Origin of the sequence: Streptomyces cynarae (assembly GCF_025642135.1) — a bacterium.
GTDB lineage: Bacteria > Actinomycetota > Actinomycetes > Streptomycetales > Streptomycetaceae > Streptomyces > Streptomyces cynarae.
The window spans coordinates 194,959-219,963 of the sequence record NZ_CP106794.1; the positions used below are offsets into that span (position 1 = coordinate 194,959).

A 25,005-nucleotide genomic window follows, 5' to 3' on the forward strand; every position below is an offset into this window, starting at 1 on the left:
CGCCCCGGCCCCGCACCTCGAGGCCGGGGCGGTCGCAGTGTCCCCTCAACCCCGGACAGCCAGGAAGGAGATGGACGTCATGCACCTGCGGATCTACGAGGTCGACGTCCCCATACACGACACCAACCACCCCGACCGGCACGGTGTGCACGTCTTCACCGGCCAGGCCGACAGCCGCAGCGCCGCCGTACGGATTGCACACGAGGTCTACGACGCGGCACGCGCCGCACGCGAGGCCGGACTCGAGATCCCCCACGACCGGCCGGACGGCTGGGGAGCCTGCGGCTACCGGCCCGGCTGGGAGCTCAACTGGAAGGCCGCGACCGCCGGCCAATGGAACAACCCGTACAGCTGGACCCGCGCCGACGACGGCGACTTCGACCTGTAGCTACGCCCCGGGACGGACGACAAGGCGTCCAAACCAACCGCCCGTCCCGGGCCCATCCCATCCCGCACAAGACGAGAGGGAGATCCTCAGTATGGACTCCGTCATGCCCGAAGGTGACTGGATCCGGGGCATCACGATCCGCCAGCCCTGGGCGACCTGCATCCTCGCCGGGAAGAACCCGGAGAACCAGCCCGTGCACTGGCCGTGGGAAGGCTGGCTCCTGATCCACGCCGGAAAGAAGAAGCCGGAGCCCGCCGTGCTGCGCGACCCGCTGGTCGCCACCGCGATCCGCGGCCGCGAACTGCACCTGGGCGCGGTCATCGGCGTCGCCCGCCTCACCGGCTGCCACCCGGACCAAGGGCCGGAGCGGTGCACCAGCCCCTGGGCTGAGCGCGGCGCGCACCACCTGGTCCTCGCCGACATCCAGGAGCTCGCCCTGCCCGTGCCCGCCACGGGCGCGCTTCCGGCCTGGAAGCCGACGCCGGACCTGCTGGCGCAGGTGTTCCAACAGCTGCCCGACTTCCGGCCGTGACCCGCCCGCGAGGCAAGCGGCCGCTGTTTGAGCCGGGCCTGGTCCCGGCTCCCGGCGCTCTCCTCGAATGGCGCGACAGCCAGCACTTCGACCGCTGGCAGGACCGCTCCTGCGCGCTGTGCGACAAGCCCACGCCGATGCGCTCCCACTACGGGGAGCCCGTGCACAAGGCGTGCGCTGAGGACTGGATCGCTGCGAACCCCGTTGAGGCCCGCCTCAGCCGGTTCGCCTCCGACATCCAGTCCAAACGCCGGCGCGACGACGACCACGCCTGACCCCTCCACCTGGAGGCCCCCTTGAGCAGCACCAACCGCGACGTCGACCATGCCCTCGCCTACCCCGAGCCGCCCGCCCATCCGCTGTGGCACCGCCACGGCGCGAAGGCCCGGCCGCTCACCCCCGCCCAGCAGAAGCGCAACCTCGAGCTGCTGGACATCGCCCTGCGCAAACCCCGCACCAGGGCCGCGTAGGAGGGCCGGTCATGTTCACCGACATGAAAAAGGGCCTCGCAGCCGAGGACCTCGAACTCACCCCGCTCGGCAGCGACCAGAACGCCGCCGCCTCCCTGGTCGTCGCCCGCCACGCCCGCGACAAGGACGACCTCACCGACCTGCTGGGCGCGCTCGGTCTGCCCTGCGGTGAGGACGACCTCGTACGACTGCTTCCGCACCTCACGACCCCCGACGACTCCCCGACCGGAGAGACGATGCCCACCGAAACCGTCAACGCCTTCACCGCCACCGCCGTCTCCATGCTGAACAACGGCGACAGCCCCGAGCACATCCGCGACACTCTCGGCCTGTCGGAGGACGAACTCGCCGACGCCCTCCAACACGCCAAAATCGCCGAAGCCGTCCAGAACACCGGACTGCCCGCCACCGACGCGGACACGGACGACAGCACCGGCACCCCGGAGACGGCCGCCGCAGCGTCCGACAGCACGATGGACGCCGACGGAATCGAGGCCCTGCTCGCCTGGGCGGAGAGCCACCCTGCTGCCAACATCCGCAACCGGGCCGCCCGCGTCCGCAGCGATCTCACCGAGCTGACCGAGCGCCGCGCCACTGACGCAGCCCAGCGCCAGGCAGAGGAGCGCGTCGCGAAGGCCAAGGTTGAACTCGAGGCCGCGCAGGCGCAGCTGCGTGCGGTGAAGGCCGGCGGTCACGCCGCCACGGCGGTACAGGACGCCACGCCCCTGGCTCCCGCCCCGGCCCCGGCGGCTCCGACCGGCAAGCGCAGCAAGGAAGAGCTGGCCGCGATCCGCACGTGGGCGCGCGCCAACGGCCACCAGGTCGCCGACCGGGGCAACCCGTCCAAGGCCGTCCTGGATGCCTACGACGCCGCCCACCGCACCACCAACCTGGCGGAGGCTTCCCAATGATGTTGTCAAGCGGCGCTGATTCAGCGCTGGATGGTGACCACCATTTGCGGCAGCACTCTGCCGACGATGGAGCCCGAGGGGACGCTTCCTATGCGGACTGCGCCCATCGCGCGGTAGAACGGCTCGGCATTCGGGTCTGCGTCGATCGTGAGCTGGGTGAACCCCAGGTCTCGTCCGGCAGCGATGGTGCTTTCGAACAGCAGGCGGCCGATACCCTGGCCAATGGCCTGCGGCTCGACGAACATCATGCCCAGAACGCCTGTGGGTGGCTCTCCCTCAAGAGTCGTGAAGCCCAGGATGCGGCCATCTCTGTCAGCCACCGTGGCTCGTCGGCGTGCGACATCGTTCGCGGCGACGGTGAGCTCGTCTCGACACGCTTCCAGGAACTCGGCGTCATAGCCCCAATGCGCCTTGGACCGCAGTGCCAAGTCGGTGAGTACGTCGGCTTCCGTTGCCCGTGCAGGCCTGATCAGCACGTTCATCTACGTCCCCCGCTCAGGTGTAGGTCTTTCGATCTTCGCACCGTGCAGTCGTGCGGGAACAGTACGCGATGGCCTCCGGCTGGACAGGACGAGCGTTCAGCAGGCCGTTGCTGGAGGTTCGACTTGGTAGCACCGTCGGTCGCGGATGAGTGCCCACAGGACGTTGACGCGTCGCCGGGCCAGCGCCAGGACGGCCTGGATGTGACTCTTTCCTTCGCCTCTCTTGCGGTTATAAAACCGCTTGGAGTTCGGATCGCTCCAGGAACTGACCAGCGCGGATGTGTAGAAGACGTGCTGCAGGCGCCGGTGGTAGCGCTGTGGGCGGCGCAGATTTCCGCTGGTCTTGCCGGAATCGTGCGGGGCGGGAGCGACACCGCCGAAGGCCGCGAGTTGGTCGGCGGTGGGGAAGCTGTCCAGGCTGCCGCCGACCGCGACCAGGAACTCGGCACCGAGCTTCGGGCCCATGCCCGGCATGCTGAGCACTATCTCGGCGAGCTCGTGTTCGCGAAACCGGCCCTCGATGAGCTTTTCGGTCTCAGCGATCTTCTCGTTGAGGGCCATCACCTCCTTTGCCAGGGTGTGGACCATCTGGGCGATGACCTTCTCGCCAGCGACGGCTGTGTGCTGACGCTCGGCGGCCTCCACAGCTGCCTTGGCCAGGTTCTCGGCTCCACGGACCTTGCGATTGCGCAGCCAGGTCGTCAGCCGGCTGATGCCGATCCGGCGCAGAGCGGCCGGAGTCCGGTAGCCGGTGAGCAGGACCAGCGGTCCGGCGTTGGTGAGTTCAACAGCTCGCTCCAAAGCGGGGAACATGCTGGTCAGCACCGAGCGGAGCCGGTTGATGGTACGAGTCCGCTCGGCGACCAGGTCGACGCGGCGGCTGGTCAGCAGTCCCAACTCGATGTTGGCCTCGTCGCCGGGGCGGATGGGCCGAAGGTCCCGGCGCATGCGTGCCTGGTCAGCGATGATCCTGGCGTCGCGAGCATCGGTCTTGCCCTCGCCGCGGTAGGCGTCGGAGGCGCGGTTCACCATGCGGCCAGGGATGTACAGCAGCTCCTGCATGTGGTTGATCAGGACCGCGATCAGCAGACCGGGTTCGCCGCCCGCCATGTCCAACGCCCACGTCACCTCGCGGCCGTCCGCGGTGTCGAGGACGTCGCCGATCAGCTGGAGAAGCTCTGGCTCGTCGTTGGCCACGCGGCGCGACAACAGGGTCTTGCCGTCAGCGTCCATGGCGACGCAGTGATGGTGCGTCTTGCCGCAGTCGATCCCGGCCCATATCCGGCTCATCGTGCTCCCGAAGTCGTTCCTGCCTTGCGTACCACGGACGACCTCGCCGGCATTGCCCTACACAGCGACCTGTTCGCACTTCCCAATCGGCGGCCGAGTCGTCGTGGGGAGCGGGGCGGCCAAGCCTCCGAAGCCATGGACGGCAGCGCAGCTGAGAGCCACACCCCACCCCCCTGGGTGCCACAACCCTACGAATGGCTGGGGGCAACCCATGATCAGAAAGGTAGGGCGAGCTGATGGACGCCATCCCGCTCGCACTGGACGGCTACCTGGCCGCCGACCCCGAACCCGGCGACCGGGACGGCACCGCCTCCTGGCGGCTGAACTGCTCCGCCGGCACCGACCACCTGGGGGAAGAAGCGGTCATTCCCTGCACCACCATGGAGCCGGAAATCGCGCACGCCATGCTCACCGAGCGGCAGCCCGGCGACCTGCTACGCGTCATCGGCCACCTCACGCTCCCAGACACCGCCGACGGGATCATCCGGCTGCACGCCGACACCCTCGAAGTGCTCTGGGAAGCGCCGATGCTGGACGCGGACGGGGACGACACAGACACCGCGACCGCAACAGACGCGGACCGCAACAGTGCCATCGCGGCTCTCGCCGAAGCCCTCACCGGCTTCGGACAAGCCGCCCCCGGACCCGGGCACAGCATCCGCATCCACATCAGCCCGACAGGCACCCTCGGCTCGGGCCTGGAGCACTGCCACAGCTTCGACGTCACCCCGGCCATGGCCCACCGGCTCGCCGACTACATCGACGCCATGAGCTGCTACCTGGACAGCGAACGCCCCAACGGCGTCGCCCTGGACCCGCAGACCATCGCGGACCTGACCGAGCTGTTCGAGGACATCGACCTGATCGACCTCACCAACACGGTCCTCAACGCGACCCGGCCCGAAAACCGGCCCGCCGTCCCGCAGGCGATGGACGACATGTTCGGCGACGTCCCCGCACCCGAGGACACCGACCCGTGACCGCCAGCCACATCCGAACGGAGGCGACCTTGAAGCCCACCCCGCCCCAGCGCACCGTCCTGGAACGGTTCCCCGCCGGAGGCCCCCGCGGCTCCTGGCCGGCGGAAGAGTACGCCGCTGCCCAGACCTGCACAGCGACCAGTTCCTCGTGGTCACCGACACCACCACCCAGTAGCACCGCCCCGGAGCGCCGCGTCCCGCCCTTCCCGGCCCGGCGCGGCGCTCCGCGCGTTCCCGCCCTTGGCTTTGTCCACGAGAGCCGACAGCACCTGGACACGAGATTAGGCAGCACCCGAAGCACTGCAGAAATCGAACAGTTCATGGCTTCGGGCAGCGCGGGCCCCTGCCGAGTTGGCAGGGGCCCGCAGCATAAACAGCAGAGGAGCGCCGGGATCTGCCCTCGACGAGCAGCATCCTGGCCGACATGGCTTACCGTCTGCTGATGGCATGGCGGCCCGGCCTCACTTCAGGTGCCGGGTGAAGAACTGGGCCGCGGCGTCACCCGCGTACTGCGGGACGCCGGTGTGTCCGCCCATATTGGCGTTCAGCGTCTTCTCCTTGGATCCGAAGGCGTCGAACAGGCCCAGGGCCGCCTGCCGGTCGTTCCCTTCGTCGTCCCACTGCAGCAGGACGTGCAGAGGAATGGTGACCTGGCGAGCCTCCTCGAACATGGCGCGAGGCACGAAACTCCCGGCGAAGAAACCGGCGGCCACGATGCGCGGCTCGACCACCGCAAGGCGAACGCCGATGGAGATCACTCCCCCCGAGTACCCGACCGGGCCGCCGATCTCGGGCAGCGACAGGAGGGCGTCAAGGGCGGCCTGCCATTCCGGGACCGCCTTATCGACGAGCGGGAGGATGAGGGCGTCGATGATCTCGTCGCTGACCGGCTCGCCTGCTTCCATAGCCCTGCGCAGGTCGGCGCGGGCCTGCTCGGCGGCGGCCCAACGGGGCCGGTCACCGCTCCCGGGGAGCTCAATGGTGGCCGCGGCGAAGCCATCCGCCGCGGCATGCCGGGCCCGCGCCACCAGTCGGGGGTACATCTTGTGCAGTCCGAGCGGGGGGTGGCCGAGCAGGATCAGCGGCGCCGGTGCGGATGCGGGCGTCCACAGGATGCCGGGGATCTCACCGAGAGTGAATTCGCGTTCGAGGACGTCGTCGTCGAGGCGCTGTTCGGAAGTGAAGTGAAGGGCCATGGTCGTGCCTTTCGGGAGTGCGCTTGAACGGCGCTCCCGGACGACCTATCGCCCGACCGTGACCCCGGAGGAGAGCACCCATATCGATACGTTCACGGGTACCACCTCCTCGTTCTCTCGCACGGCCTCCGCGAAAGTAGCAGCGGCCACCGTGGTCCGCCAATCGGTTTTCGCGCGGGCTCCGTGGCCGGATGCCACTCTGGCAAAGGTCACCACCCAGACCGCGTGGGAAGCCGCCCACTTCGGTGAGAAGCCTCGATTCCTTCTTCGCATAGGTCTTCTGGACTGGCTTGGACGCACAGCTGCGGACGCCAACGAAGAAGTGCCTGGCGGCCTCCAGGCTGACATCGAGGCTTTCCGCGCTCTGCGCCCCGCCCTTCACGACGTCATACGGCCCTTCCTAACTGACGACGAACGACAGATCCGTGAGGCTGCCCTGGCAGCCCTACTGCCGCTGCTTACCGCGCCGGAACTGGCTCACCACAGAGCAGATCTGCGTGACGCAGTCCGGGCTCTTGCTGCCGCCGAGGCCACGCCCTACCGGCACCACGCGGTTGGCGCACTCGCCTCCTGGGACGAGGACACCACATCCTTCCCGCAGGAACCGAACAGCGCCACTGACGCTGGCACCGGCGCTGAGGGATTCGCCGAAGATCCGCCTTTCTGACGCCACCTTCAAGTGAGCGAAAGCCACTGGTACGGAAACCCCCGCGCAACGGGTCCACTTCGCTGGATGCGACGGGTCTGCTGACGCTTGCTGCGTAGGAAGGTCGGTCGAGTCCTTCGATCTCGCCCCGCCACCCTTCCTCGACCGCCCGCTTACGGCGGTTGATCAGGTCTTCCTCTAGTTCATCGAGCCGTGGCAGCATCTGCGGGTTGATGCTGAGCATCGGGCAGCGTATGCAGGCATGCTCGTGTGCACAGGGGGTTCCGTAGAGTCGGCCGCAGGAGCCGAGTTCGACACGGCGTTTGTCAACTTCCCACTCCTCCCGACTCGGCGTCCGGTACTCCTCCGTCGGCCGTCTTCGGCACGGCGGCGGGCGAGGAACGGGACCGGATGCGCGATCGGCATGCCGACTGGCTTTTTCCAGTCATCCGTCGGGTCTTTGACCGGCTCGGATAACCGCTCCACTCAGAACGGTCTTCACAGCAAGTACCTGGTTGAGAGGCTCCACGAGTTCTCTGGTGGCGGCGGCCACCAGGCGGGAGGGTGCGTCACCGTGCAGCAACGTGCTCACGCACTCGATGGCCTCCGCAGGCGAGAGCACGGGCAGCCTCTGACGCAGTGTCCACACAGCATGCATGCGGCCGCGCGTAGCGGCGACTTCGCGGAGCACTTCGTGTAGATCGTCCACCGCGGTGCGCACCGGCAGCCCACGTATCCGGGCTCGGTAGTCGTCCTCCCATGCTCCGGTCACCGCGGAGACCACGCCAACCTGATGCAGTCCTCCGTCGACACGGTCGGCCAGGTACGGCCCGTTGCCTGCGAGCATGAACTCCGGATTCCGAGTGCGCGCGAACTCCGCGGACGTGCAGTAGACGATCCACACCAGTTCGTGCTCCTTGACGTCCACCACAGGCCATGCGCAGTGCGTCCGCACTCGCAGTACGCCACTTTTGATAGTCGCGCTCCAGTTGTTCCTCAGCGGCCCTGTCGTGAGCGATTGTTCGGCGTTGCCGCGACCACTGCCCACCGTTGGGGTCAGCTAGCAGGTGAAAGCTGGGCCGGCTACCGCGCAGCCCGCCAGGACGAATAGCGCGGTACCCGTTCAACTGCGCCGGGGCAGTTCGGCGCGCCGTACTGCGTTGGAGGCCAAGGCGATGGCCACACCCAGGCTGGCGAAGATGCCGCAGGCGACGAACACCGGGGCGGCACCCCAGGCTCCGATGGCAGCGCCGACCAGCGGATAGCTGAGGGGGGCGAGACCGACCATGGTGAGCATGACGACGGAGGTGACCCGGCCGAGATAGGCCGGGTCCGCCGCCGTCTGCATGAGGGCGTTGTCCAGGCTGCCGAAGATGCCCGCGCACAGCCCGATGACCGCGGCCAGCACCACGGCGAGCCAGAGGGTAGGTACCAACGCGATGGCGGCGGCGCCCGCGCAGCCCACGAGCAGTGTGCCGGCCATCATCAAGCCCGCACGCGGCAGCCAACCGGCGATCGCGAGCAGCGCGGCGCTGGCCGCTGCTCCTGCACCGAAGCTGCTGACGATCCAGCCGTAACCGGAAGGGCCCCAGCCGCGCTCGGCGTTGAGGAGCACCATGCCGACGTTGAGGGTGCCGATGAGCCCGAGCTCGCAGACAGCGCCGGCGGCGACGAGGGGGCCGATGAGTTGGTGTCGGCGGATGTAGTGCAGCCCGTCGAGCAGGTCCCGCCTCGCGGTGCCGGGCCCCGGCCGCTCCGCGTCGTGCGACCTGAGGGACCGTATTCGTACCGTCAGCAGGAGCGGCAGGGACAGGGCGAAGAGCGCGCCGGCGACGGCGAAGGCCGCCGCAGGTCCGCCCAGTCCCATGGTCAGGCCGCCGATCGGCGGGCCCGCGATCTGGCCGAGGCGCATCGACAGTGAGCGCAAGCCGGTGACCCGCGCCAGCTGGTCAGGGCTAGTGATGCGCGGCGGGAGGGCACCGACAGCGGGTACGAACAGCGCGTCCACGGCGCCGAAGACGAGCGCCACGGCGACCAGGACCCACATGGCTGGCGCAGTCAGTGCGATACCGGTGGCCGCCGCCAGGATGAGGAGACAGCGCAGCGTGTCACTGCCGAGAATCACTCGACGGGGGTCGAACCGGTCGGCCACCACGCCCCCGCCGAGCATGAGTAACGCACGGGGTAGCGCCCCGGCGGCCATGACGAGGCCGACTTCGGTAGGTCCGGCGGCCTTCTGGGCGGACCAGCCCAGGGCGACGAAGTACACGCTGTCGCCGACGAGGGAAGCGGTATACGCGGTGAGCCAGCGCAATACGTTTCCGTCGCGGTGGGCCAGTGTGGTGGCGTATTCGGGCAGGGCTGTCTCTGTGGTGGCCATGGCGGGCTCCAGTAGGTCGGGGAAACGGCCGGGTCAGGGCCGGAAAGGAAAGCCGTAGAGGTGCACGGACACGTGGTCGCGGTCCTCGGTGTCACCGGCCGCCTTGGCGGCCTTTCCGCGCTCCCGCCAGCGCCGGGCCAGCTCCTCAAGTTCGTCGCTCATCTCGGAGAGTTCGGCGGGGGTGAGGTCGAGTAGCCACTCGGAGCTGAAGGCCGCATCGGTCCACGCTTCGCCCCAAGCGGTCTTCTGGTCGAGATACGTGCGGTACTGGGCCACGCGAGTGTCGAAGATGCCGCGGGTCACCGCGCCGACTGCGGCGGCGCCCTCGGGTGTGTCCGCGAAATCCGAGTCGCGAAAGCCCCAGCCCTCCTCAGACGCCACCTTCCACCACCGCTCGCGGCCGTCGGTGCCCTGGCCGCTCGCCTGGGTTACGAAGCCGTGCTCGGCCAGTTTGCGCAGGTGGTAACTGACCAGCGACGGCGTCTCGTCGACATGTTCGGCGAGCTGAGAGGCGGTCGCGGTGCCTGCGGCGTACAGCATTCGGTAGAGCTGCATCCGCAGCGGGTTCATGAACGCCCTCAACCGGGACAGGTCAGTGATCTGTTCAGGCTCGTGCTTCGGTCGCATGCGCCAACCATAGATGTGAAGCAGAAACTTCACAATAATGGCTTCAGAGTTTCACGGCGGCAGAGCCTGGGTCTGTGCCGACGCGGTCAGCGCCGACTGTCGTGACGTAGCAGGCCCGTAGTGACCCCACCACGTCTGCCGCCTCAATGAGCTCCGTCACGGTGGGGCGACGGCCAACTGCGACGGTTCAGCACAGCATTGCGAACGCTCCGAATACCGCCTCTGCACGAGTCGGCGACGTCAGCGACCCCACCACGTCAAGGTCCTCGCCGAGCCCGCGGGCGCCGAGCGCAGCCAGGAGCACTGCGCTGCCCTCGCGGCCCGCTGACCCACACCACTGCGCCCGGCCGGCTTCGGACGGCTGCCTCATGCCCGCGGGCGACCGTCGATCCCACGTCTGGCCGCCCCGGCACTGCACCGAACCCGACACCGTAAAGAGGATGGTCGCAGGTCCCTTGGAGGAAGGGCTGCTGTCACCCAGCCAAGCGATCCGTCGCAAGCATGGTGTCGACGCGTGTGCGCAATGTGCGTGATCGCCAGCGGCAACGCATGGGGCGGTCCAGGATCACCATCCCTTGATCACCGAGTTGCCTTCTCGCATTGCTCGAGCCACTCGGTGGGTACACCGATCTGGTGAACAAGCACACGGCGTTGGCGGTGGCCGTAGTCGTCGATCACGGTCACCTGCTGCTGATCCGCCGCAGCGCCCCCGAGGGAGACCTCGTCTGGGCGCTCCCCGGAGGCAGGATCGAACCCGGCGAGACCGCGAAGCAGGCAGCCGTGCGCGAGGCTCTGGAAGAGACCGGCCTGACCGTTGAGGCCGCCGAGGAGATCGGGGAGCGCGTGCACCCCGACACCGGCCGGCGCATCGCCTACGTGGCATGCAGGGTCCTCGCAGGCACTGCACATGCCGCGTCACCCCGCGAAGTCTCCGCAGTCGCGTGGGCGGCAGTCGATGAGATCGCACAGTACGTGCCGCGCGGCCTGTACCCGCCCGTACAAGCCTACCTATACAGCCTGTAGGCGGAGGCCCCTTATCGGTCCTCGCGACCGCGGAGGGGGCGTTTTTTCGTGCGGGGCGCTACTAGGGCGTGCGCCGAAAGTAGATCTTAGGCGTGAGATGATCTTGGTTCGCGGCACGGGGAGACATGACGGACGCCCAGTGGCCCGACTGGAGCCGCTGTTGCCCGACAAGCTCGCGGTCCGCTACGAGGTGCCTGTTCTCGTCGCGGCCATCAACGAGTGGCTGCGACCATCATCGCCCCGTGGCACTGGAAGCATCAGCGGTGGCTTAGAACGTTGACCACGCGGCCGTTGGGGTCACGAACGAAGAACCGCCGTACTCCCCACTCCTCGTCCTGCAGGGGGTGAACGATCTCCGCGCCGATGTCCCGCATGACCGCGTAAGCCGCCTCCACGTCGTCGACTTCGACGCTCATATCGGGGGTGACTGGGGCTGTTTTGTCGCTGGTCATAAGGCTGACCTGCGCCGTCGGACTAGACGGCGAGGCAAGCGTCGTGATCCAGCCGAGGTTCATGACTTCCTCAAAGCCCAACAGGCCATAGAACTCCCGGCTCTCTTGCGCAGCCTCTGACTGGATGATGGGCATGACACGGCGAACGGCCATCGACGACTCCGGATGAGAACAGACACGGATCCAGGACTCTCCAGGGGTACTACGGCCCGCCCATCGACGCACACACTTTCGCAACAGGACCTAGGGTCTGTCTTCAAAGATTGCTAGATGGTGGATCATGGCGGGGTGGTACGTCGTCATGAACTCACCGACCAGAAGTGGGAGTTACTCGCTCCGCTCATACCGCGGGCCAAGACGGGACGACCGCGGGTGGAGGACCGCCGGGTGATCAACGGCATGGTCTACAAACCGGACCGGGATCTCCTGGCGTGACCTGCCCGAACGCTACGGGCCGTGGAAGACGGTCCACACCCGCTTCCGGCGCTACGCCCTCGACGGCGTCTTCACCCGGGCCCTGCAGCAGATGCAGGCCCGGGCGGATGCGGCCGGAGACATCGACTGGCTGGTCCAGATCGACTCCACCATCGTCCGCGCCCATCAGCACGCCGCGGCCACGGGCCGAAAAAGGGGACCCTCCGGCAGGACGAACCGGATGATCACGCCCTCGGCCGATCCCGAGGCGGACTGACAACCAAGATCCACCTCGCCTGCGACGGCCGGGGACGGCCGCTGGCCGTCATGCTCACGGCCGGCCGGCGTCACGACGGCGTCAGCGCACGCCCGCTTCTGGAGCGGATCCGAGTGCCCCGCATCGGTCGGGGCCGACCGCGCTGCCGACCGGACCACGTGGTCGCGGACAAGGCCTACGCCTCCCGCGGCTTCCGCGCCTACCTTCGCAAGCGCGGCATCAGCCACACCATTCCAGAAAAGCGGGACCAGCAACGCCACCGCCGTAACCGGGGCCGTGACGGCGGTCGCCCGCCGCGGTTCGACCAGGACATCTACCGCCAGCGCAACAGCGTCGAACACTGCTTCAACCGGCTCAAGAACTTCCGCGGCATCGCTACCCGATATGACAAGACCGCCACCTCCTACGAAGCAGCGGTCTCTCTCGCCTCATTCCTGCTCTGGGCAAGATCCGTTTGAAGACGGACCCTAGGGCATTCGTCCGGCACGCCGATCGCACGCACCGAACGCCGCTCCTTGTCCCGCGGGGAAACTCGATACAGGCCCTAGTTCACTCGGCCCGCTTGCGCCCCGGATCCGGCAGCACCTTCGTCATCCCCGGCAGGAAGTCCGTGAACAGCTCGTGGACCTCCAGGACCAGAGGGCGCAGCACGCGGAAGCGGGCCAGGGACACGCCCCGCGCGGTCAGCCGCGCCCCGCGCCGGGCCAGCCGGTAGCTGCGCTCGCGGCCCTCCGTGCGGTCGAAGATCCAGTACAGGACCAGGCCCATTTGGGAGAGCCACATCAACTCCGGCAGGACATCCCGGAGTTCCGGTGTCACCCTGGCCTTGGAGCCGCCCAGCACCTCGCGGTGCACGGTGATCGCTCGCTCGCGGGCGTGCTCGCTCTCCGGGGAGAAGGGGCTGAGCGGGCTGTCGGGGTCGGCGGCGTTCTTGAAGAACTGCACGGCGAACTCGTGGTACGGCCGCGCGATGTCCAGCCATGCGGTCAGCACGCCCGCGAGCCGCGCCTCGAAGTCTTTCTCCCGGTCCAGGACCTCCCGGACCGCCTGCTGGTGCTCGGCGGCGATCCGGTCGTAGAAGCCCTGGATCAGGTGTTCCTTGCCCTCGAAGTAGTAGTAGGCGTTGCCCACGGAGACCCCGGCCTCCTTGGCGATGGCCCGCATGGTGGTCTTGTCGTACCCGCGCTCCTGGAACAACCGCATCGCGGTCTCCAGGATCAGCGCGCGGGTCTGCTCGGACTTCTTGCTGGGGGAGTCGGCCGCTTCGGGGCCGTCGTTCTTCGCGGGCACGGTAGAAGAGCCTAACGAGTACGGCAGCAGGGGCTAACCGGTGGCGCAGGCTCCGCCGGAGCAGGGGGGCGGCTCGTAGGCCCAGCCCCTCTGCGGGTGGTAAGTCCAGCCGTCCGCCTGGCGGTAGACGGCTCCGCCCCGGTTCCAGTGGCCGGCCCCGCGCTGCGCGCCCCGCCACTTAGCCGCCGCAAGTACAGCGCCCCGGGCCAGCTTCGCGCCGGCCGGAGTGCTCAGCTTGTGGGCGAGCGGGCGGTGTTCCCGCAGTGCCCACAGCACGACGATCCAGGCGCGCGAGCCCTGGTAGATCTGCCCGGAGTCGCCGACCACGGTGACCTCGTCGAGGCTGGCGGAGTGGTCGAGTCCGGGAAACCGTGCCCGGGCCTCGGCCGAGCCCGCCGGTACCAGCTCCAGCGGCACCAGCTGCGACTGCCGCGCCAGCCAGTTCCGCAGATGGGTGCACAGGGTGCACTCGGCGTCGTACAGGACGGTCAAGCCGTGGACCGGAGCCTTCAGGACGCCCCGGTCCGCCGCCCCGGTGGTCACGGCCTTCACGCCCCGACCGTGGGCGGGACCCAGCCCTGAGGGGTGACCGGAGGCCGCTGCTCGCGCTCCATGACGCCGCGCCGCCGGATCTTGTTGAGCACGAACACATTGCCCAGGTGCATCACGCCGAGCACCAGCAGGACCACGCCCAGCTTGGTCGACAGCGCCTCGAAGATGCCCCGGGTGTTCTCGATCGTCTCGCCACCGCTCAGATACAGCGCCACGAAGCCGAGGTTGACCAGGTAGAAGCCGACGACCAGGAGGTGGTTGACGGCGCCCGCGAGCTGCTCGTTGCCGCGCAGCACGTCGGCGAGGAAGATCCGGCCGTCGCGGCTGAGCGTGCGGGCCACCCAGATGGTCAGCGCGATGCTGACGACCAGGTAGATGACGTAGGCGATGACGGTGCGGTCCATGCCCCACCCCTTCTTGAACGCGTTCAAAACGCTGACAGGACTGACTGTAGACGTATTTTTGAACGTGTTCAAGTCAAGGTTGCTCGGCTTCTCCGGCCCAGTTCCGGGCGCGTGTGGACACCTGGCCGACGGCGGCACCGACGCCACGACCGGACCACCGCCCGGACCTGGCTGGCCCTGCACTGGCACCGCTGGCGCATACGCCACCAGGCCCGAGCCTGCGCCGGCCACTACTGCGCCCGAGAAGCCCGATCTCACTCACCGTGAAATCACCGGCTGTAGTACTAGAGGGCCCCGACGCGGGAATTGCGGGCAACAGACAGCCCGCCTTCCGACGCGCGCAATCTCACGCAATCCTCCAGTGCCCTCGCAACATCCGCAGCAATCTGGACATCCGACCAGCCAGAACGGAGAGCACCCATGACGCTCAGGTTCATCGGCACCACCAGCGACGACGGCGACTGCCCCACCCTGTACGAGATCGACGGAACGGACGAGATCCTCGTGCAGGGCGACCGGGAGACCGACCCTGAGCACCTCGCCCAGCTGCGGGACGTCAAGCCGTCCGAGACGTTTGTCCGTGTCCCCCGCAGCCTTTTGACCCGCTACGCCCCCAGGAGCCAAGCGCCCGAGCTGCAGCCGTTCTCCTCGATCTCCCACCTCTTCCGCGAGTTCCGGCACACCGCCTGGCGGCTGGAAACCCGCCGCAGCTACGCCTCCGACCGCAGCAGCCCCAAGTGGCAGCGCTGGCTGAACGGGGAGGACGTCGCCCGCGACCCGGACAACGCCTGGCGGGAGAACGTCCGCACCCAGACCGCCCAGGGCAAGCGGTTCGAGCGCGTCCGCCTGGTCGACGAACCCGCCACCCAGGGGCAGGAGTTCCTCCTCGCCAGCGCGCCCGGCAACTTGGCCGCAGGCGAGGACATTCGCAACCTCACCCGGGCCGAGGCCGAGCGGCTCGGGCTGCCGGACTTAGACTTCTGGCTGTTCGACTCCAAGGTCCTCGCCCGGTTCGCGTTTGACGAGGACGACACCACCCTCGGCGTGTACGTCACCGAGGACCCCGCCGAGGTCCTCGCCGCCTGCCAGGCCCGGGACGCTGCCTGGCATCACGCCGTCCGCACCGAAGAGTTCGCCGCGCGGGTACGTTCCACGGTGTGAGCACCGACTACCAGACCGCCAGACAGGCCCTCGGCGCGCGGCTGCGTGAACTGCGCGTCGAGGCCGGTCTGGAAGGCAAGGACGTCGCCGCCAAGCTCGGCTGGCAGCCCTCGAAGGTCTCCCGGCTGCAGAACGGCAAGCAGACCGCGACCCGCGAGGACCTCACCGGCTGGGCGCAGGCGATCGGCCGCCCGGACGTCGAGGCCGAACTGCACGGGCTGCTCGCCGGCCTAGAGATGAAGCAGCGGCACCGGTCCTGGCGCCGTCAGCTTGCTGGTGGACACCGCGGCCGTCAGGAGATCGCAGTACGCCAGACCGAAGCCACCAAGAACATCCGGGGCCTCGAGGTGTCCCGCATCCCCGGACTGTTCCAGACCCCGGAGTACGCCCGGGTCATCTTCGACATCAACGCGGAGTTCCGCGGGATCCCGCCGACCACCGAGGCCGCCGTCGAGGCCCGCATGCGACGCCAAGAGGCCCTGTACGACCCGGAGAAGACGTTCCGGTTCCTCGTGTGCGAGGCGGCCCTGTACCACCGCTCATGCCCTGCGGACGTGATGGCCGAGCAACTCGACCGCCTGTACAACCTCGTCGGGCAGCGCCGCATCGAGCTAGGCATCCTGCCCTTCGGCGCACAGCTGCGGCGCACCGCCCCACACGCCTTCTGGATCTACGACCGCCGGTTGGTCATCGTCGAGACGATCAGCGAAGAACTCTGGCTGACCGGCGACGAGGACATCCGGCTGTATGAGCGGGCGTGGGACTGGCTCGCCGAGTCCGCCGAGTACGGGACGCCAGCACGGCGTCTGATCGGCCGCGCGAGGGCATCTCTGGACCTCGCCTGAGCAACCCGGCGCAAACCGGCCAGCCGCCCGCGCAATCGCGCGCAATCGGCACACCGGCGCGCAATCGTCCTCCCTACCGTCCTGGTCATGGCCACAAAGCCCGCCCTCACCATGCGGCAGGCCGGCCAGGACTGGCTCCTGACCTGCACGCCACGGCCCACCGACGCACAGCGTGCGTGGGACGCCGAGGAACTTGCCCTCTTTACCACCGGCGCGCACTGGCTGGCCGCTGAGGTGCCGCTCCTGCGATCCGTCGAGATCATGCCCCGGATCAAAGCCCGCCAGCTCGGCCCCGTCCTGGCCGACGTCGCCACAGAGCGGGCGTGGTGGCTGCTGCCGACCGATGCCGGTGACCTGCTCGACGACCTGCGCCACGTCACCGTGCAGCCGCCCAGCTGGGTCCTGAAGTGCCCGCCCGTCCTTTACCCGCTGAACGAGCGGGTCTGGCTGGAGCGGCCGGACGGCTCAGGCCAGCTCACCGATCCCATCCTGCTCGGCGCCGCACTCGGCCCCGGCGGGTACCGACGCCCCGCGGAGGCATCCACATGACAACGACCGCCCAGACCAGCCGCGCAGCCTCCGACGAGGACAACACCCCACCGCTCGGCGAGCTGCTCCTCCGGTCGGCCCGGAACCCTCGCGAGCGGGCCGCGGTGCAGGCCCTCGTCGACGAGGAGCAGCTCCTCGACCGCCCCAACGTGCGTTCGGCCCTGGTAACCAAGGAGAACGGCACGATGACGTGCCAGTGGACGCACTTCGCGGGGCGCCTGTACACGCTGTCCCTCACCGATGGCGAGCGCGCGTTCCTCAGCTTCGTCGCGGGCATGGTCGGTGGCCGTGAGACGTCGCTCACCTGGGTCGAGGAACTCGACGAACGGCGGTTGGCGATTGTCCTGCGGTCGCTGGCCCGGCTGGCGGGCTGCGACACGATCGCCGTGGGCACACGGCTCTGAAGCCCGGGGTGCATCTGCCTGGGACCCAGGCTCGCCGGAAGGGGGCTGTGACGGCGGGCAACACCGCGGCCACCCCGCACGCCCCCCATCGCTGCCCCAGCTGGGGAACTCCGACCGGCTGGGACCGCTTCATGCCACACACGTGAATGAAGTCGCCTACAAGGGGGCGCGCTTGGGCGATCAGGTGCAGGCGCACGTTGTCCCAGACGGGCAGCATGGCTTTCGCCGCGGCGAGGGCTTCCGCGCTGATGTCGTCGCGGTGGCCGTCGGCTTCGGCGAGGCCGACGCGGCCCGGAACGTGTCGACCATGGCCGCCACGGCGTCGCGGTCGATGAGTGGCCGCCAGGGGTCGGCGACGAGCCGGGTGTGTTCCCGCTGCTTGTCCTCGCGGCGTCCGAATAGGAGCGCCCACATGCCTTCGAGCTTCCCGAGGTCGATGGTGACTTCGAGGATGCGCGGGTCGTCGGCGTGCTCGATCGCGGTCTGGACGGCCACCAGGCTGGCGGCTTTGACCCGCTCGGTCATTGGGCCGCCGGATAGTGCCCATCCGGCGGCGAACGCCTCTCTCGCCGGGGCGGTGATCGGGTGCTCCAGCGGACTGTCAGTGCGGTCGGTGCCGTGTACGGCGGACAGGGCTGCGAACTCGAGGGGTCGTGCGTCGATGCGTTCCAGCGGGGAAGGCTCGTCCGGGTCGAGGTAGCTGAGGCAGCCGCAAATTGGAACATTCTTCGCGACCTGGTTTTACAAGGCGGAGTGCCCGGCCATCATGCTAACCATGTGATGCATGTACGGCTGAGAACATGCCCGGGCTGGGAGTCGGTTTCGTGACTGGGCCGCCGGCCTGTATTAGCTTGCGGCCCGAGTGCGCGCCTGCTGGCTCTATTGCTGGGTGCCCCAGCTCGTTGCTCTGGGCGCGTCAGCTTTTTGCGGGATCTGCTGCTGTTGCGGGACAGCGTGTCCGCGGGGCCTGCGGAAGATCAGGAAGGCGGAGGCGTGGTTCTTCTGGTCGTGGCTGAAGTTGGCTTGGTCGAGCTGCCAGCCGAGTTCCTCGACGGCTTCGATCTGTTCGGCTACGCCGGACAGCGGCCCAGACCAGTTACTTTGCAGCGCTCCCTGGTTGACCCGACACACGAAGACTGTGCGGCCTTCGCTGATGGCCCGCTGGGCGTGGCCTTTCATGCTCTCGACCTTGGCATCCTTGATGAAGCCCACCGTGTTTCCCTCCCCTTGCTGCCGCCGCTGTGGCTGGCGAGGTAGGAGGGTAGTGGCCAGCCGCTCGTGGGGGCAGGGGTGCTGCGTAACTCGGCTGCCCGCGGTAGTGCGGTGGGAGCGCGAGCGGCCGCCCCAGAGTGGGGCAGGCGCTCGGATGGTGGTGATCGCGCCTTACGGCCATCCCCGCTGGACGCCACGATGCAGGCGCGCCAGGAGCCGTCTTCAGGGCCGCGGTGGGACCAGCCGCAGTTTAAGCGGCTCGGGTGGAGTGATCAGCTCGGGCTAGGCAACTTGCGGTTCCGCCGGTGGCCGGCACCGCGAGGTGTGGCTCATGCCAGCGACGCGTCATCCGACTGGGCCTCGCGGGCGGCCTGCCGCTCGCGCCGCTTTGCGCGGGTGCCGTTGCCGGGCTTGTCCTGTGTCTCCCAGTCCGGTTCAGGCCCGGGATCCTTCGCGGGAACCTTCGTCACTTCCAGGCCGGCTGCTCGGCCTCGAGTGTGTTGTCCGGTGTCGCACGTCAACAGCCGCACCTTACGGGCGGCGAGCGACTGGATGGCAACCGCCCGATCGATGATCTCGTCATCAGCGATGGGCAGGCGCACGTGGCCGTGCGGGTCCAGGACGATCTCCAGGTTCACCTCGCCACGGACCGCGCCTTCCTGTGAGATGAGCTCCTGCCGGTGGAGGATCCCGAAGGTGGAGCCGCCGAGGGCTTTGTCCAGGAGGCCGAGCGTGTGGGACGCGCGCCAGCGGGCCCGGTGTTTGCTGGCCTCCTTGAGGTTGTCCAGTTCGTCGATGACGGCCATCGGGAAGAGCAGACGGATGTGTTCGCCCAACGGCAGCCTGAGGACCTCGTGCAGGTTGGTGTCGGCGAGTGGGGCTGGGTTGTGGATGTAGAAGCTGGAGTCGGCAACCACGAACCACTCCAGACCGTTCCAGCGACCTATCTGCGCCTCAAGAGCCGCTTCGGCTTCCTCGAAGGCCTGGACGCGCTCTGAGATCTCCAGGTCCACCAGGCCGTTGACGAAGTCTCGTTGATGCGTCCCGGCGAGCGTTCCGCAGCTGGCAAGGAGTGCCTGGTAGCGGCGGGTGAATACCAGGTGGTCGATGTCCTTGTCGCTGATCTGTGGGCGCAGAACGCCTGCGGCTTCGGTGGCCCATTCCAGATATGCCAGAAGGTACTCGATGGCGCTTCCGAACGGCCTGCGGAGGTTCTCGGCTTCGCGGTGAACCTCCTGGAGGGCGTGGCGGATGTTTCTGCGATCGGCTCCCGGGCGAGGTGTGATGAGCATGCGCTGATCCTGCCAGGAGCGGCAAGTTGCCCAGGCAGGCTATGGCAGAAGCGACGGGACGATCGACCGGACGTGTGGGAGCACCGACCAAGGCGTGACCGCCCATGCCCCCGGCCGTTGTGCGCTCGTGAAGACGATGAAGGAAGCATTTGAGGATGCACGCCTGGAGGAAGGCGTGTACTGCCTCTGTCTCACTGGCGATGAGGCGCGTGCGACGTTGCGGGCCCTTGCCGATGTGCCAGCGGATGACCTTGATGCCGCTGCCGCCCATGCCCGGCTTCACCGGCTGGTTGAACCGCAGCCGCGGCTTCCGCGCCGGACCGACGAGGAAGAGCGCGAAGCGAAGCAGCGGTTGGCCCCACCCTACGATCTCCCGGATGCTGAGGCGTTGCAGGGTTTCGCTGCTCCTACCAGACGCAGGCGGCGTCAGGGGTAGATGCAGGCGGCACTGCGAGGGTCCGGCGATCGCGCGGTGCTCTCGCGGGACGCCCCCGGATTGCGGTTCGTTCGTCTCTCCAGCCCCGCCCGTCATGCACGGGCGGGGCATTCTCGTTTGCGCCCTTGTCGCCGGGCAGCGCTCCGCTGACCGTGGTCTGTCAGTGGGGTGTCGAATCGGCGAGAGGGGGACGACGTGACGCGTAGGCGGGATGACGTGATCGGCCGACTGCTGCTGCGGTTGGCGGCGGTGCTGCACCGGACAGTGGCCAGCGACAAGGCGAACAGCCGGTGGCTGGCCCGTCGGGATCGGGCGATCCGGGCGGCGCGCCATAGGGGTGTGCCCTTGGAGGAGTTGGCGGCGCGGCTGGGCTTGACGCCCAGCTGGATCCGCCAGGTGCTCGCCGGGAAGAAGCCGGCCGAGCCGCCGTCCGTGGAGGAGGCCGCGTAGCCGGATATGCGTAAGCCCCTGCCGGCACGACCGGCAGGGGCTTCGTCATGCCGCCGCCTCTGCTCTGCGAACGATTTCCGCCACTTCCGGCTCCCGTCCGGATTCGACGAGCACGGATTCGCAAGGCGCCCAGATGTCGGTCATCTCTGGTCCGATACCTTCGACGGATGGTGCTCCGACCGTGAGCTGGGTGCGCCAGCGTTTCCACATCTGGGCTCTCACCCGGATCCAGCAGTCGCCGCTGGGGCGAACTTCCACAGCGACGAGTGCGCCTTGGATTTCGCCGCCGAGACCGGGGAGGCGCACTCTAGCTTCGATGGGGTCGTCGAACTCGACGACCAGAGGTTCGCTTGTCATGACGCAGGGATACCGGCTGTGCGCGGGCGCAAGGGACGTAGCCGCCGCGTGTTCGATGTTGTGCGCCCAATCGCGTGACGCCGAAGCCGCCGCCGTTGGCTGAATGGCGGGCGGAGTGCCGGCGTTCACCCGAGGTACGTCACCTGCAGCACGGTGATCGTCTTGAGCGTGTCCCCGATGAGGAGGACGGCGAACGCGTGCTCGGTGATCAGCATCCGCACGACACCGTCGTCTTCCCCGTAGGGCTCGGTCACGGCGATCGGGTCGTGGCAGGCGTCGGCGAGTGCGAGGGTGAGGAATTCGCTGGCGGCCGACGGCATCGCTTCATGGACGGCTTCGGCGGCGGGGTCGTACTTGAGGCGGTACATCCGCGGGCTCCAGTGGGCAGGCGTGACAAGCTGGCGGATCCCCGAACTTTGGTAGGCGACGCACTGCGCAGCGTAGCGAATCGCTGACGGTGCGTATGAAGAGTCGATGGAATCAGGCAGCGCCCCGGGCCCGGATCCGGGCAGCGTCGGCCAGCACGCGATCTGTGGCGTCGTTCCACTCGCCGGCCGGCTCCTCGCCGCGCGCCTCTGTCGCGGCGATCTCCCGCCCGCGCTGGACGGCGGCGAGAGTGTCCTTCGCGATGCGCTCCCAGCGGGCGAACACCTGGAGCAGCTCGTGGGCTGGCGCCCGGTTGATCTCCGACAGAAAGCGCTGGGCGAGGACGGGGTTGCCGAGGGCGTCACGGATCCGTTCGATGGTCCACGGCTGGTCGCTCATCCCGGCCTCCCAAACTTTAGCGAGTTAAATTTCAGGCTAGCCGATCCGGCTTCCCAGCCGGGGAATCCCATCCGAGAATCCCAGCGCGGATGTTCAGTCCGGGAATGCCGCGCTGGTGCTCACCACATCCGACAGGCCCGCCACAGCCGCTCGGCCGCGCCGGAATGCCGGTGTCCGGCGAGCCAGCCGCCCACCGCGTTGATCCACCATTCGAGCCGCAGCCGGGCGCAGGTGCGGAACGGCAGGTGCCGCGACAGGATCCGTAGGTCACGCATGGGCTGCTCCACGGCAATCGCTTCTGGTGCAGGCGCATGGGCGAGGCCTTCGCAGTTCGCGCAGGAGCGCGCAGTCTCGGTCGCTTGGGTCGCTGCCGTGTGGCGTGGGGCTGCTGCTGGCGGTAGGTGTTCGGGCTGTGCGCCCCAGTCAGGCGGGTGGGTTGTCTGCGGTGTAGCTGACGGGGTAGGTCGTGGTGTACTCCTCCACTGGAACGCCCATCTGTGCGGCGTACTCGGCCCGGGCCTGCCGGTCGGCGTCAGTGAGCTCCGGGTGCACGCCGGGCGCCTGGGGGGCGCGCCAGAGTTGGACCAGGTGGCGCTCCCCACGGTCACCGATGCCTGGTTCGGAATTGTCAGCGTGGCAGTACAGGCGCATACGCACCCACTCCTCGCCATTGGCGGAGGGCGGGATCTCAAGGGGCGGTTCCTGGTCGGGCCAGGCGTCCCAGAAGTCGCTCTGCCGGATGACGGCGAGACATAGGACGGGGAAGCCGGCACGCAGGCTGATCTCTTCCGCCGACTCCCAGTCTCCACCGACCTCCGGCGCTGGCGGTACGTCGTGGACCTGAATGGTCATCTCCATGGAGCCTGTGTCGGTGGTGGGCAGCACCACGGCGTTGGTGTCGGTGGCTGGACCGCATCGCCAGCCGAAGGGCATCTCCTTCGGCCAGTCGTAGTCGTCGTCGAATCCGATGAGGTAGCCATTCTCTCCGAGGTTGACGGTGAACGTCGCTTCACGGACCAGCATGGGGCAAGCCTCCTTCAGCGGAGAAAGGGTGTCCCCTGCCCCTATCAAGCGGGACAGGGGACACCCCTGACTGGCGGCGAGTGTATCGGCGCTCAGACGGTCACGTAGAACGGGTCGCCGTCCATGACGTGCATCTTGTTGCGCCAGGCGGTGATGGTGCCGCCCTGGCTGCGATTCTCCTGGACGTTGACCCAGGTGATCTCCCGCTGGTTCGCGGGCAGGTGGGTGCCGCCTTCATAGGTTGAGGCGAACGGGTATTCGTCGCAGGAGGTACGGCCGGCGCTCTGCATGTCCGGCGGGACAGGCACGGAGCAGACGGCCTTGCGGTTCTTGTCCTCCTGCGTCGGGTTGATCATCCAGTGCAGGGGTTGGCCGCCGTTGGGATCCCCGTAGTGGCCGCCGTTGGCGCGCAACTTGCGGATCCCGTCGTTGATGTAGGGGATGCCGACCATGCTCACTGCGGTGGGAGCTTCTGGAATGGCGCATCCGGACCGGCTGGCGCGGGTGCTGCCGTAGTAGTTGTCGCACCGGTAGACGGCTGAGTCGTACGAGACACTGCCGGAGATGATGCCCGGTTTGGTGAAGGTGTACGTGTAGTGCGTCTTCGCCTTGGGGTTGACGGTCCCCTTGGGAATAGCGGCGGTCGTGTAGTCAATGCTGCCGTTGGCAGGGCCGCTGTCGAGGATGTGACCCTGCGAGAAGTGGACGGTGGCCTTGGTGCCGCCGCCGGAGGTGGCGGCGATGTTGACGTGGACGTCGTTGCCTTCGCGGGTGACTCGTGCCTTGGAGACGGTGAACGTCTCCGACCAGTTCGCGGAGTTCGCCAGCAGGGTCATTTGGTGCTTGACGTCGTAGTCGATGGTGCCCGCGATGGTGGGTGTGCCGTTGACTTCCCTCATGACGTCGACGTGGACGGCAACCCATTCACACTCGCTGTACCGGTTGACCATGATCTGGTTGATGGTGCAGGTGGCATCGGACGCTGAATCAGTGAGTCCGTGCACTTGGGGCTGGGCCGAGTTGATGGTGACGCGCAGGTGTTCGGTACCGGGCCGATCGGCCAGAGCAGTCGGCGTAGCCGCTCCGAGGAGTCCGAGTGCTACAGCCCCCGTTGTGAGCAGCGCTTTCAATCGCAACTTGTACCCCCTGTGTTGAAACGCGGTCGGAGGGTGGCGGTCAACTCCACGTTGCCTCTGTCGCGTTGGGGGCATACAAGCACGCCTTTCACGCAGGATGCATCTCGACTTGATCAGTTTCGGTCAAGGGTGAGCTGTAGTGTGAAAGTCGCGTAGGGCCGTGACCAGCAGGCAGCCTCGCATCACGGAGGGCGCCCGGCGACATACCGGCCGCCGTCGTCGGCCTGGACCCACCGGGCGGCGCGCCAGTCTTGACGGCGTGGGAGTCGGTCACTTTTTCCTCCGTGCTGCGCGTGCGGCCGCGCGGCGGGTGGCCCGGTTCGCGCGGGGCGCGCGGCTGGCTCGTTCTGGTCGACCGGGGATGTGGTGGGGAGTTCGCGGGGCAGGAAAGTGGGCGTGTCGCCGCTGGTGTCGACGAGGATCTCGCCGTACAGGATCAGCTGCGTCTCCCAGTTGGCGCCGGGCCGGGGCGAGTGCTCGCCCCGGGGCGTGGACGACGGGCCGGTCACCGCGCCGGCTCCTCGATGGCGGCCTCGGTGCGGCCGGTGATGCGCCAGCCGGTCACACCCGTCCGGCCGTCGAGGCTTTCCCCGATCCACAGGCGGGCGGTGGGAACAAGATCGCGTGGGTCCTGGTGGCCGTCGAAGGTGATCTCGACTTGCAAGGTGGCGCGTTGCTGGCTCATGTGCTGCTCCTTGGGTCGTCGGGCAGGTCGAGGTCGAGTCCCGCGACGGGCTGGTCGAAGCAGCGGCGTTCGTCGGCGAGGAGCACGGCGTCGTCCTGGGCTGCACGATCGACCCACTGAGCTGGCTCCTAGCGCGCAAGGATCAGATTGCGGAAGTCGCGCCAGGTGGTAGTCACTCAGCGGTGGCCGGGGTGAGCCCAGGACTTTGCGGAGCGTCTCAGGTTTGGTCACGTGGGCAGACCAGTCACTGTCACTCATAGAACGGCCTCGCTGTCGTAGGAGGCAGCACCTGGTGCAGGTGCTGGTCCACTCGGCCCGCGAACCATCGCCGAGCTTCGTAGGGATCCACGCCGCTGGAGCGATGGGCGTTGAGATG

Annotated in this window: 35 protein-coding genes and 1 pseudogene; 15 read left to right on the plus strand and 21 right to left on the minus strand. The window is 68.1% G+C overall.

The features are described from left to right. The first annotated feature begins 70 nt into the window (after positions 1–70). From N8I84_RS41955 to N8I84_RS41975, 5 genes are all read left to right on the plus strand, one after another. A complete protein-coding gene (locus tag N8I84_RS41955; RefSeq protein WP_390899094.1) occupies positions 71–388 on the plus strand; it encodes a hypothetical protein in 318 nt (105 codons plus the stop codon). A 103-nt stretch (positions 389–491) separates the two neighbouring features. Continuing rightward, positions 492–920, plus strand: coding sequence for an ASCH domain-containing protein (locus tag N8I84_RS41960; RefSeq protein ID WP_263235270.1), 429 nt, complete (start codon positions 492–494; stop codon positions 918–920). Beyond that, entirely contained in the window at positions 917–1,195 is a 279-nt protein-coding gene (locus N8I84_RS41965; RefSeq protein ID WP_263235271.1) for a hypothetical protein, read from the plus strand. Before N8I84_RS41960 ends, N8I84_RS41965 begins: the two co-directional genes overlap by 4 nt. Positions 1,196–1,216: 21 nt before the next feature. Continuing rightward, positions 1,217–1,390, plus strand: a complete 174-nt coding sequence (locus tag N8I84_RS41970; protein ID WP_263235272.1) for a hypothetical protein — start codon at positions 1,217–1,219, stop codon at positions 1,388–1,390. Between the two features lie 11 nt (positions 1,391–1,401). Next, positions 1,402–2,301: an Lsr2 family protein gene (locus N8I84_RS41975; RefSeq protein WP_263235273.1), complete on the plus strand. Its 900-nt coding sequence runs from the start codon at positions 1,402–1,404 to the stop codon at positions 2,299–2,301. A 20-nt stretch (positions 2,302–2,321) separates the two neighbouring features. On the opposite strand, the gene N8I84_RS41980 is transcribed toward N8I84_RS41975, so the two are convergent. Next, positions 2,322–2,783, minus strand: a complete 462-nt coding sequence (locus tag N8I84_RS41980) for a GNAT family N-acetyltransferase (protein ID WP_263235274.1) — start codon at positions 2,781–2,783, stop codon at positions 2,322–2,324. Between the two features lie 96 nt (positions 2,784–2,879). Further along, positions 2,880–4,073 (minus strand): IS110 family RNA-guided transposase, encoded by a 1,194-nt coding sequence (locus N8I84_RS41985; RefSeq protein WP_263235276.1) that lies wholly within the window; start codon positions 4,071–4,073, stop codon positions 2,880–2,882. Between the two features lie 236 nt (positions 4,074–4,309). On the opposite strand from N8I84_RS41985, the gene N8I84_RS41990 reads away from it, so the two are divergent. Next, positions 4,310–5,053 (plus strand): hypothetical protein, encoded by a 744-nt coding sequence (locus N8I84_RS41990; protein WP_263235277.1) that lies wholly within the window; start codon positions 4,310–4,312, stop codon positions 5,051–5,053. Positions 5,054–5,514: 461 nt separating this feature from the next. Here the strand turns inward: N8I84_RS41990 and N8I84_RS41995 are convergent, their stop codons facing one another. Further along, the gene (locus N8I84_RS41995) at positions 5,515–6,249 is read right to left on the minus strand and encodes an alpha/beta hydrolase (protein WP_263235278.1); all 735 of its coding nucleotides are present in this window, start codon (positions 6,247–6,249) and stop codon (positions 5,515–5,517) included. Between the two features lie 58 nt (positions 6,250–6,307). On the opposite strand from N8I84_RS41995, the gene N8I84_RS42000 reads away from it, so the two are divergent. Next, positions 6,308–6,916, plus strand: coding sequence for a hypothetical protein (locus N8I84_RS42000; RefSeq protein ID WP_263235279.1), 609 nt, complete (start codon positions 6,308–6,310; stop codon positions 6,914–6,916). A 424-nt stretch (positions 6,917–7,340) separates the two neighbouring features. Here N8I84_RS42000 and N8I84_RS42005 read toward each other — a convergent pair whose 3' ends face one another. The 3 genes from N8I84_RS42005 to N8I84_RS42015 form a co-directional block, all read right to left on the minus strand. After that, positions 7,341–7,826, minus strand: a complete 486-nt coding sequence (locus N8I84_RS42005; protein ID WP_313884366.1) for a YrhB domain-containing protein — start codon at positions 7,824–7,826, stop codon at positions 7,341–7,343. A 192-nt stretch (positions 7,827–8,018) separates the two neighbouring features. Continuing rightward, a complete protein-coding gene (locus N8I84_RS42010; RefSeq protein WP_263235280.1) occupies positions 8,019–9,275 on the minus strand; it encodes an MFS transporter in 1,257 nt (418 codons plus the stop codon). Between the two features lie 33 nt (positions 9,276–9,308). Then, positions 9,309–9,902 carry an ArsR/SmtB family transcription factor gene (locus tag N8I84_RS42015; protein WP_263235281.1) on the minus strand — a complete coding sequence of 198 codons (594 nt, stop codon included), beginning with the start codon at positions 9,900–9,902 and terminating at the stop codon, positions 9,309–9,311. 633 nt (positions 9,903–10,535) lie between these two features. Between N8I84_RS42015 and N8I84_RS42020 the strand changes: the two genes are divergently transcribed. Next, a complete protein-coding gene (locus tag N8I84_RS42020) occupies positions 10,536–10,925 on the plus strand; it encodes an NUDIX hydrolase (protein WP_263235282.1) in 390 nt (129 codons plus the stop codon). Positions 10,926–11,182: 257 nt separating this feature from the next. Here the strand turns inward: N8I84_RS42020 and N8I84_RS42025 are convergent, their stop codons facing one another. Continuing rightward, entirely contained in the window at positions 11,183–11,530 is a 348-nt protein-coding gene (locus N8I84_RS42025; RefSeq protein WP_263235283.1) for a VOC family protein, read from the minus strand. 117 nt (positions 11,531–11,647) lie between these two features. On the opposite strand from N8I84_RS42025, the pseudogene N8I84_RS42030 reads away from it, so the two are divergent. Then, positions 11,648–12,526, plus strand: a pseudogene (locus tag N8I84_RS42030) (IS5 family transposase). 91 nt (positions 12,527–12,617) lie between these two features. On the opposite strand, the gene N8I84_RS42035 reads toward N8I84_RS42030, so the two are convergent. From N8I84_RS42035 to N8I84_RS42045, 3 genes are read right to left on the minus strand one after another with little or no spacing between them, the layout of a single operon-like run. Continuing rightward, complete coding sequence (locus N8I84_RS42035; protein WP_263235284.1) at positions 12,618–13,358, minus strand: TetR/AcrR family transcriptional regulator; 741 nt, start codon at positions 13,356–13,358, stop codon at positions 12,618–12,620. Between the two features lie 33 nt (positions 13,359–13,391). Continuing rightward, positions 13,392–13,910 (minus strand): thiol-disulfide oxidoreductase DCC family protein, encoded by a 519-nt coding sequence (locus tag N8I84_RS42040; RefSeq protein ID WP_390899095.1) that lies wholly within the window; start codon positions 13,908–13,910, stop codon positions 13,392–13,394. Next, positions 13,907–14,314, minus strand: a complete 408-nt coding sequence (locus N8I84_RS42045) for a hypothetical protein (protein ID WP_263235285.1) — start codon at positions 14,312–14,314, stop codon at positions 13,907–13,909. Before N8I84_RS42045 ends, N8I84_RS42040 begins: the two co-directional genes overlap by 4 nt. Positions 14,315–14,734: 420 nt before the next feature. Here N8I84_RS42045 and N8I84_RS42050 point away from each other — a divergent pair, with 420 nt between their 5' ends. The 4 genes from N8I84_RS42050 to N8I84_RS42065 all read left to right on the plus strand — a co-directional run bounded on the left by N8I84_RS42050 (position 14,735) and on the right by N8I84_RS42065 (position 17,273). After that, entirely contained in the window at positions 14,735–15,475 is a 741-nt protein-coding gene (locus N8I84_RS42050; RefSeq protein WP_263235286.1) for a DUF6879 family protein, read from the plus strand. Continuing rightward, the gene (locus N8I84_RS42055; RefSeq protein WP_263235287.1) at positions 15,472–16,320 is read left to right on the plus strand and encodes a helix-turn-helix domain-containing protein; all 849 of its coding nucleotides are present in this window, start codon (positions 15,472–15,474) and stop codon (positions 16,318–16,320) included. The genes N8I84_RS42050 and N8I84_RS42055 overlap by 4 nt, the downstream gene beginning before the upstream one ends. A gap of 87 nt (positions 16,321–16,407) precedes the next feature. Then, a complete protein-coding gene (locus tag N8I84_RS42060; protein ID WP_263235288.1) occupies positions 16,408–16,869 on the plus strand; it encodes a hypothetical protein in 462 nt (153 codons plus the stop codon). After that, entirely contained in the window at positions 16,866–17,273 is a 408-nt protein-coding gene (locus N8I84_RS42065; RefSeq protein ID WP_263235289.1) for a hypothetical protein, read from the plus strand. The genes N8I84_RS42060 and N8I84_RS42065 overlap by 4 nt, the downstream gene beginning before the upstream one ends. A 180-nt stretch (positions 17,274–17,453) precedes the next feature. Here the strand turns inward: N8I84_RS42065 and N8I84_RS42070 are convergent, their stop codons facing one another. From N8I84_RS42070 to N8I84_RS42080, 3 genes are all read right to left on the minus strand, one after another. After that, the gene (locus N8I84_RS42070) at positions 17,454–17,798 is read right to left on the minus strand and encodes a hypothetical protein (RefSeq protein ID WP_263235291.1); all 345 of its coding nucleotides are present in this window, start codon (positions 17,796–17,798) and stop codon (positions 17,454–17,456) included. Between the two features lie 354 nt (positions 17,799–18,152). Continuing rightward, entirely contained in the window at positions 18,153–18,485 is a 333-nt protein-coding gene (locus N8I84_RS42075) for a hypothetical protein (RefSeq protein WP_263235293.1), read from the minus strand. 329 nt (positions 18,486–18,814) lie between these two features. Further along, positions 18,815–19,777, minus strand: coding sequence for a PIN domain-containing protein (locus N8I84_RS42080; protein WP_263235295.1), 963 nt, complete (start codon positions 19,775–19,777; stop codon positions 18,815–18,817). A gap of 94 nt (positions 19,778–19,871) precedes the next feature. On the opposite strand from N8I84_RS42080, the gene N8I84_RS42085 reads away from it, so the two are divergent. Further along, on the plus strand, positions 19,872–20,213 hold the full coding sequence (locus N8I84_RS42085; protein ID WP_263235297.1) for a hypothetical protein: 342 nt from the start codon (positions 19,872–19,874) through the stop codon (positions 20,211–20,213). A 195-nt stretch (positions 20,214–20,408) separates the two neighbouring features. Beyond that, entirely contained in the window at positions 20,409–20,663 is a 255-nt protein-coding gene (locus tag N8I84_RS42090; protein ID WP_263235300.1) for a hypothetical protein, read from the plus strand. Between the two features lie 45 nt (positions 20,664–20,708). Here N8I84_RS42090 and N8I84_RS42095 read toward each other — a convergent pair whose 3' ends face one another. The 8 genes from N8I84_RS42095 to N8I84_RS42130 form a co-directional block, all read right to left on the minus strand. Continuing rightward, the gene (locus tag N8I84_RS42095) at positions 20,709–21,020 is read right to left on the minus strand and encodes a 5-carboxymethyl-2-hydroxymuconate Delta-isomerase (RefSeq protein ID WP_263235303.1); all 312 of its coding nucleotides are present in this window, start codon (positions 21,018–21,020) and stop codon (positions 20,709–20,711) included. Between the two features lie 125 nt (positions 21,021–21,145). Further along, positions 21,146–21,388 carry a hypothetical protein gene (locus N8I84_RS42100; RefSeq protein ID WP_263235306.1) on the minus strand — a complete coding sequence of 81 codons (243 nt, stop codon included), beginning with the start codon at positions 21,386–21,388 and terminating at the stop codon, positions 21,146–21,148. A 112-nt stretch (positions 21,389–21,500) separates the two neighbouring features. Further along, on the minus strand, positions 21,501–21,785 hold the full coding sequence (locus N8I84_RS42105; protein WP_263235309.1) for a hypothetical protein: 285 nt from the start codon (positions 21,783–21,785) through the stop codon (positions 21,501–21,503). A 119-nt stretch (positions 21,786–21,904) separates the two neighbouring features. Beyond that, positions 21,905–22,060: a hypothetical protein gene (locus tag N8I84_RS42110; protein ID WP_263235312.1), complete on the minus strand. Its 156-nt coding sequence runs from the start codon at positions 22,058–22,060 to the stop codon at positions 21,905–21,907. A gap of 148 nt (positions 22,061–22,208) precedes the next feature. Beyond that, positions 22,209–22,808, minus strand: coding sequence for a hypothetical protein (locus N8I84_RS42115; RefSeq protein WP_263235315.1), 600 nt, complete (start codon positions 22,806–22,808; stop codon positions 22,209–22,211). Positions 22,809–22,900: 92 nt separating this feature from the next. Further along, a complete protein-coding gene (locus tag N8I84_RS42120; RefSeq protein ID WP_263235317.1) occupies positions 22,901–23,707 on the minus strand; it encodes a NucA/NucB deoxyribonuclease domain-containing protein in 807 nt (268 codons plus the stop codon). 419 nt (positions 23,708–24,126) lie between these two features. After that, positions 24,127–24,453: a hypothetical protein gene (locus N8I84_RS42125; protein WP_263235319.1), complete on the minus strand. Its 327-nt coding sequence runs from the start codon at positions 24,451–24,453 to the stop codon at positions 24,127–24,129. Beyond that, positions 24,450–24,629, minus strand: a complete 180-nt coding sequence (locus N8I84_RS42130) for a hypothetical protein (protein WP_263235321.1) — start codon at positions 24,627–24,629, stop codon at positions 24,450–24,452. Before N8I84_RS42130 ends, N8I84_RS42125 begins: the two co-directional genes overlap by 4 nt. Between the last annotated feature and the right edge of the window lie 376 nt (positions 24,630–25,005).

Bases quoted from the DNA above. Each gene is read 5' to 3' on its own strand.
- N8I84_RS41955 (WP_390899094.1), top strand. From the start codon at position 71: ATGGACGTCATGCACCTGCGGATCTACGAGGTCGACGTCCCCATACAC.
- N8I84_RS41960 (WP_263235270.1), top strand. From the start codon at position 492: ATGCCCGAAGGTGACTGGATCCGGGGCATCACGATCCGCCAGCCCTGG.
- N8I84_RS41975 (WP_263235273.1), top strand. From the start codon at position 1,402: ATGTTCACCGACATGAAAAAGGGCCTCGCAGCCGAGGACCTCGAACTC.
- N8I84_RS41980 (WP_263235274.1), bottom strand. From the start codon at position 2,783: ATGAACGTGCTGATCAGGCCTGCACGGGCAACGGAAGCCGACGTACTC.
- N8I84_RS41985 (WP_263235276.1), bottom strand. From the start codon at position 4,073: ATGAGCCGGATATGGGCCGGGATCGACTGCGGCAAGACGCACCATCAC.
- N8I84_RS41990 (WP_263235277.1), top strand. From the start codon at position 4,310: ATGGACGCCATCCCGCTCGCACTGGACGGCTACCTGGCCGCCGACCCC.
- N8I84_RS41995 (WP_263235278.1), bottom strand. From the start codon at position 6,249: ATGGCCCTTCACTTCACTTCCGAACAGCGCCTCGACGACGACGTCCTC.
- N8I84_RS42010 (WP_263235280.1), bottom strand. From the start codon at position 9,275: ATGGCCACCACAGAGACAGCCCTGCCCGAATACGCCACCACACTGGCC.
- N8I84_RS42015 (WP_263235281.1), bottom strand. From the start codon at position 9,902: ATGCGACCGAAGCACGAGCCTGAACAGATCACTGACCTGTCCCGGTTG.
- N8I84_RS42025 (WP_263235283.1), bottom strand. From the start codon at position 11,530: ATGGCCGTTCGCCGTGTCATGCCCATCATCCAGTCAGAGGCTGCGCAA.
- N8I84_RS42045 (WP_263235285.1), bottom strand. From the start codon at position 14,314: ATGGACCGCACCGTCATCGCCTACGTCATCTACCTGGTCGTCAGCATC.
- N8I84_RS42050 (WP_263235286.1), top strand. From the start codon at position 14,735: ATGACGCTCAGGTTCATCGGCACCACCAGCGACGACGGCGACTGCCCC.
- N8I84_RS42060 (WP_263235288.1), top strand. From the start codon at position 16,408: ATGGCCACAAAGCCCGCCCTCACCATGCGGCAGGCCGGCCAGGACTGG.
- N8I84_RS42065 (WP_263235289.1), top strand. From the start codon at position 16,866: ATGACAACGACCGCCCAGACCAGCCGCGCAGCCTCCGACGAGGACAAC.
- N8I84_RS42070 (WP_263235291.1), bottom strand. From the start codon at position 17,798: ATGACCGAGCGGGTCAAAGCCGCCAGCCTGGTGGCCGTCCAGACCGCG.
- N8I84_RS42080 (WP_263235295.1), bottom strand. From the start codon at position 19,777: ATGCTCATCACACCTCGCCCGGGAGCCGATCGCAGAAACATCCGCCAC.
- N8I84_RS42095 (WP_263235303.1), bottom strand. From the start codon at position 21,020: ATGACAAGCGAACCTCTGGTCGTCGAGTTCGACGACCCCATCGAAGCT.
- N8I84_RS42100 (WP_263235306.1), bottom strand. From the start codon at position 21,388: ATGTACCGCCTCAAGTACGACCCCGCCGCCGAAGCCGTCCATGAAGCG.
- N8I84_RS42105 (WP_263235309.1), bottom strand. From the start codon at position 21,785: ATGAGCGACCAGCCGTGGACCATCGAACGGATCCGTGACGCCCTCGGC.
- N8I84_RS42110 (WP_263235312.1), bottom strand. From the start codon at position 22,060: ATGCGTGACCTACGGATCCTGTCGCGGCACCTGCCGTTCCGCACCTGC.
- N8I84_RS42115 (WP_263235315.1), bottom strand. From the start codon at position 22,808: ATGCTGGTCCGTGAAGCGACGTTCACCGTCAACCTCGGAGAGAATGGC.
- N8I84_RS42120 (WP_263235317.1), bottom strand. From the start codon at position 23,707: ATGAGGGAAGTCAACGGCACACCCACCATCGCGGGCACCATCGACTAC.
- N8I84_RS42130 (WP_263235321.1), bottom strand. From the start codon at position 24,629: ATGAGCCAGCAACGCGCCACCTTGCAAGTCGAGATCACCTTCGACGGC.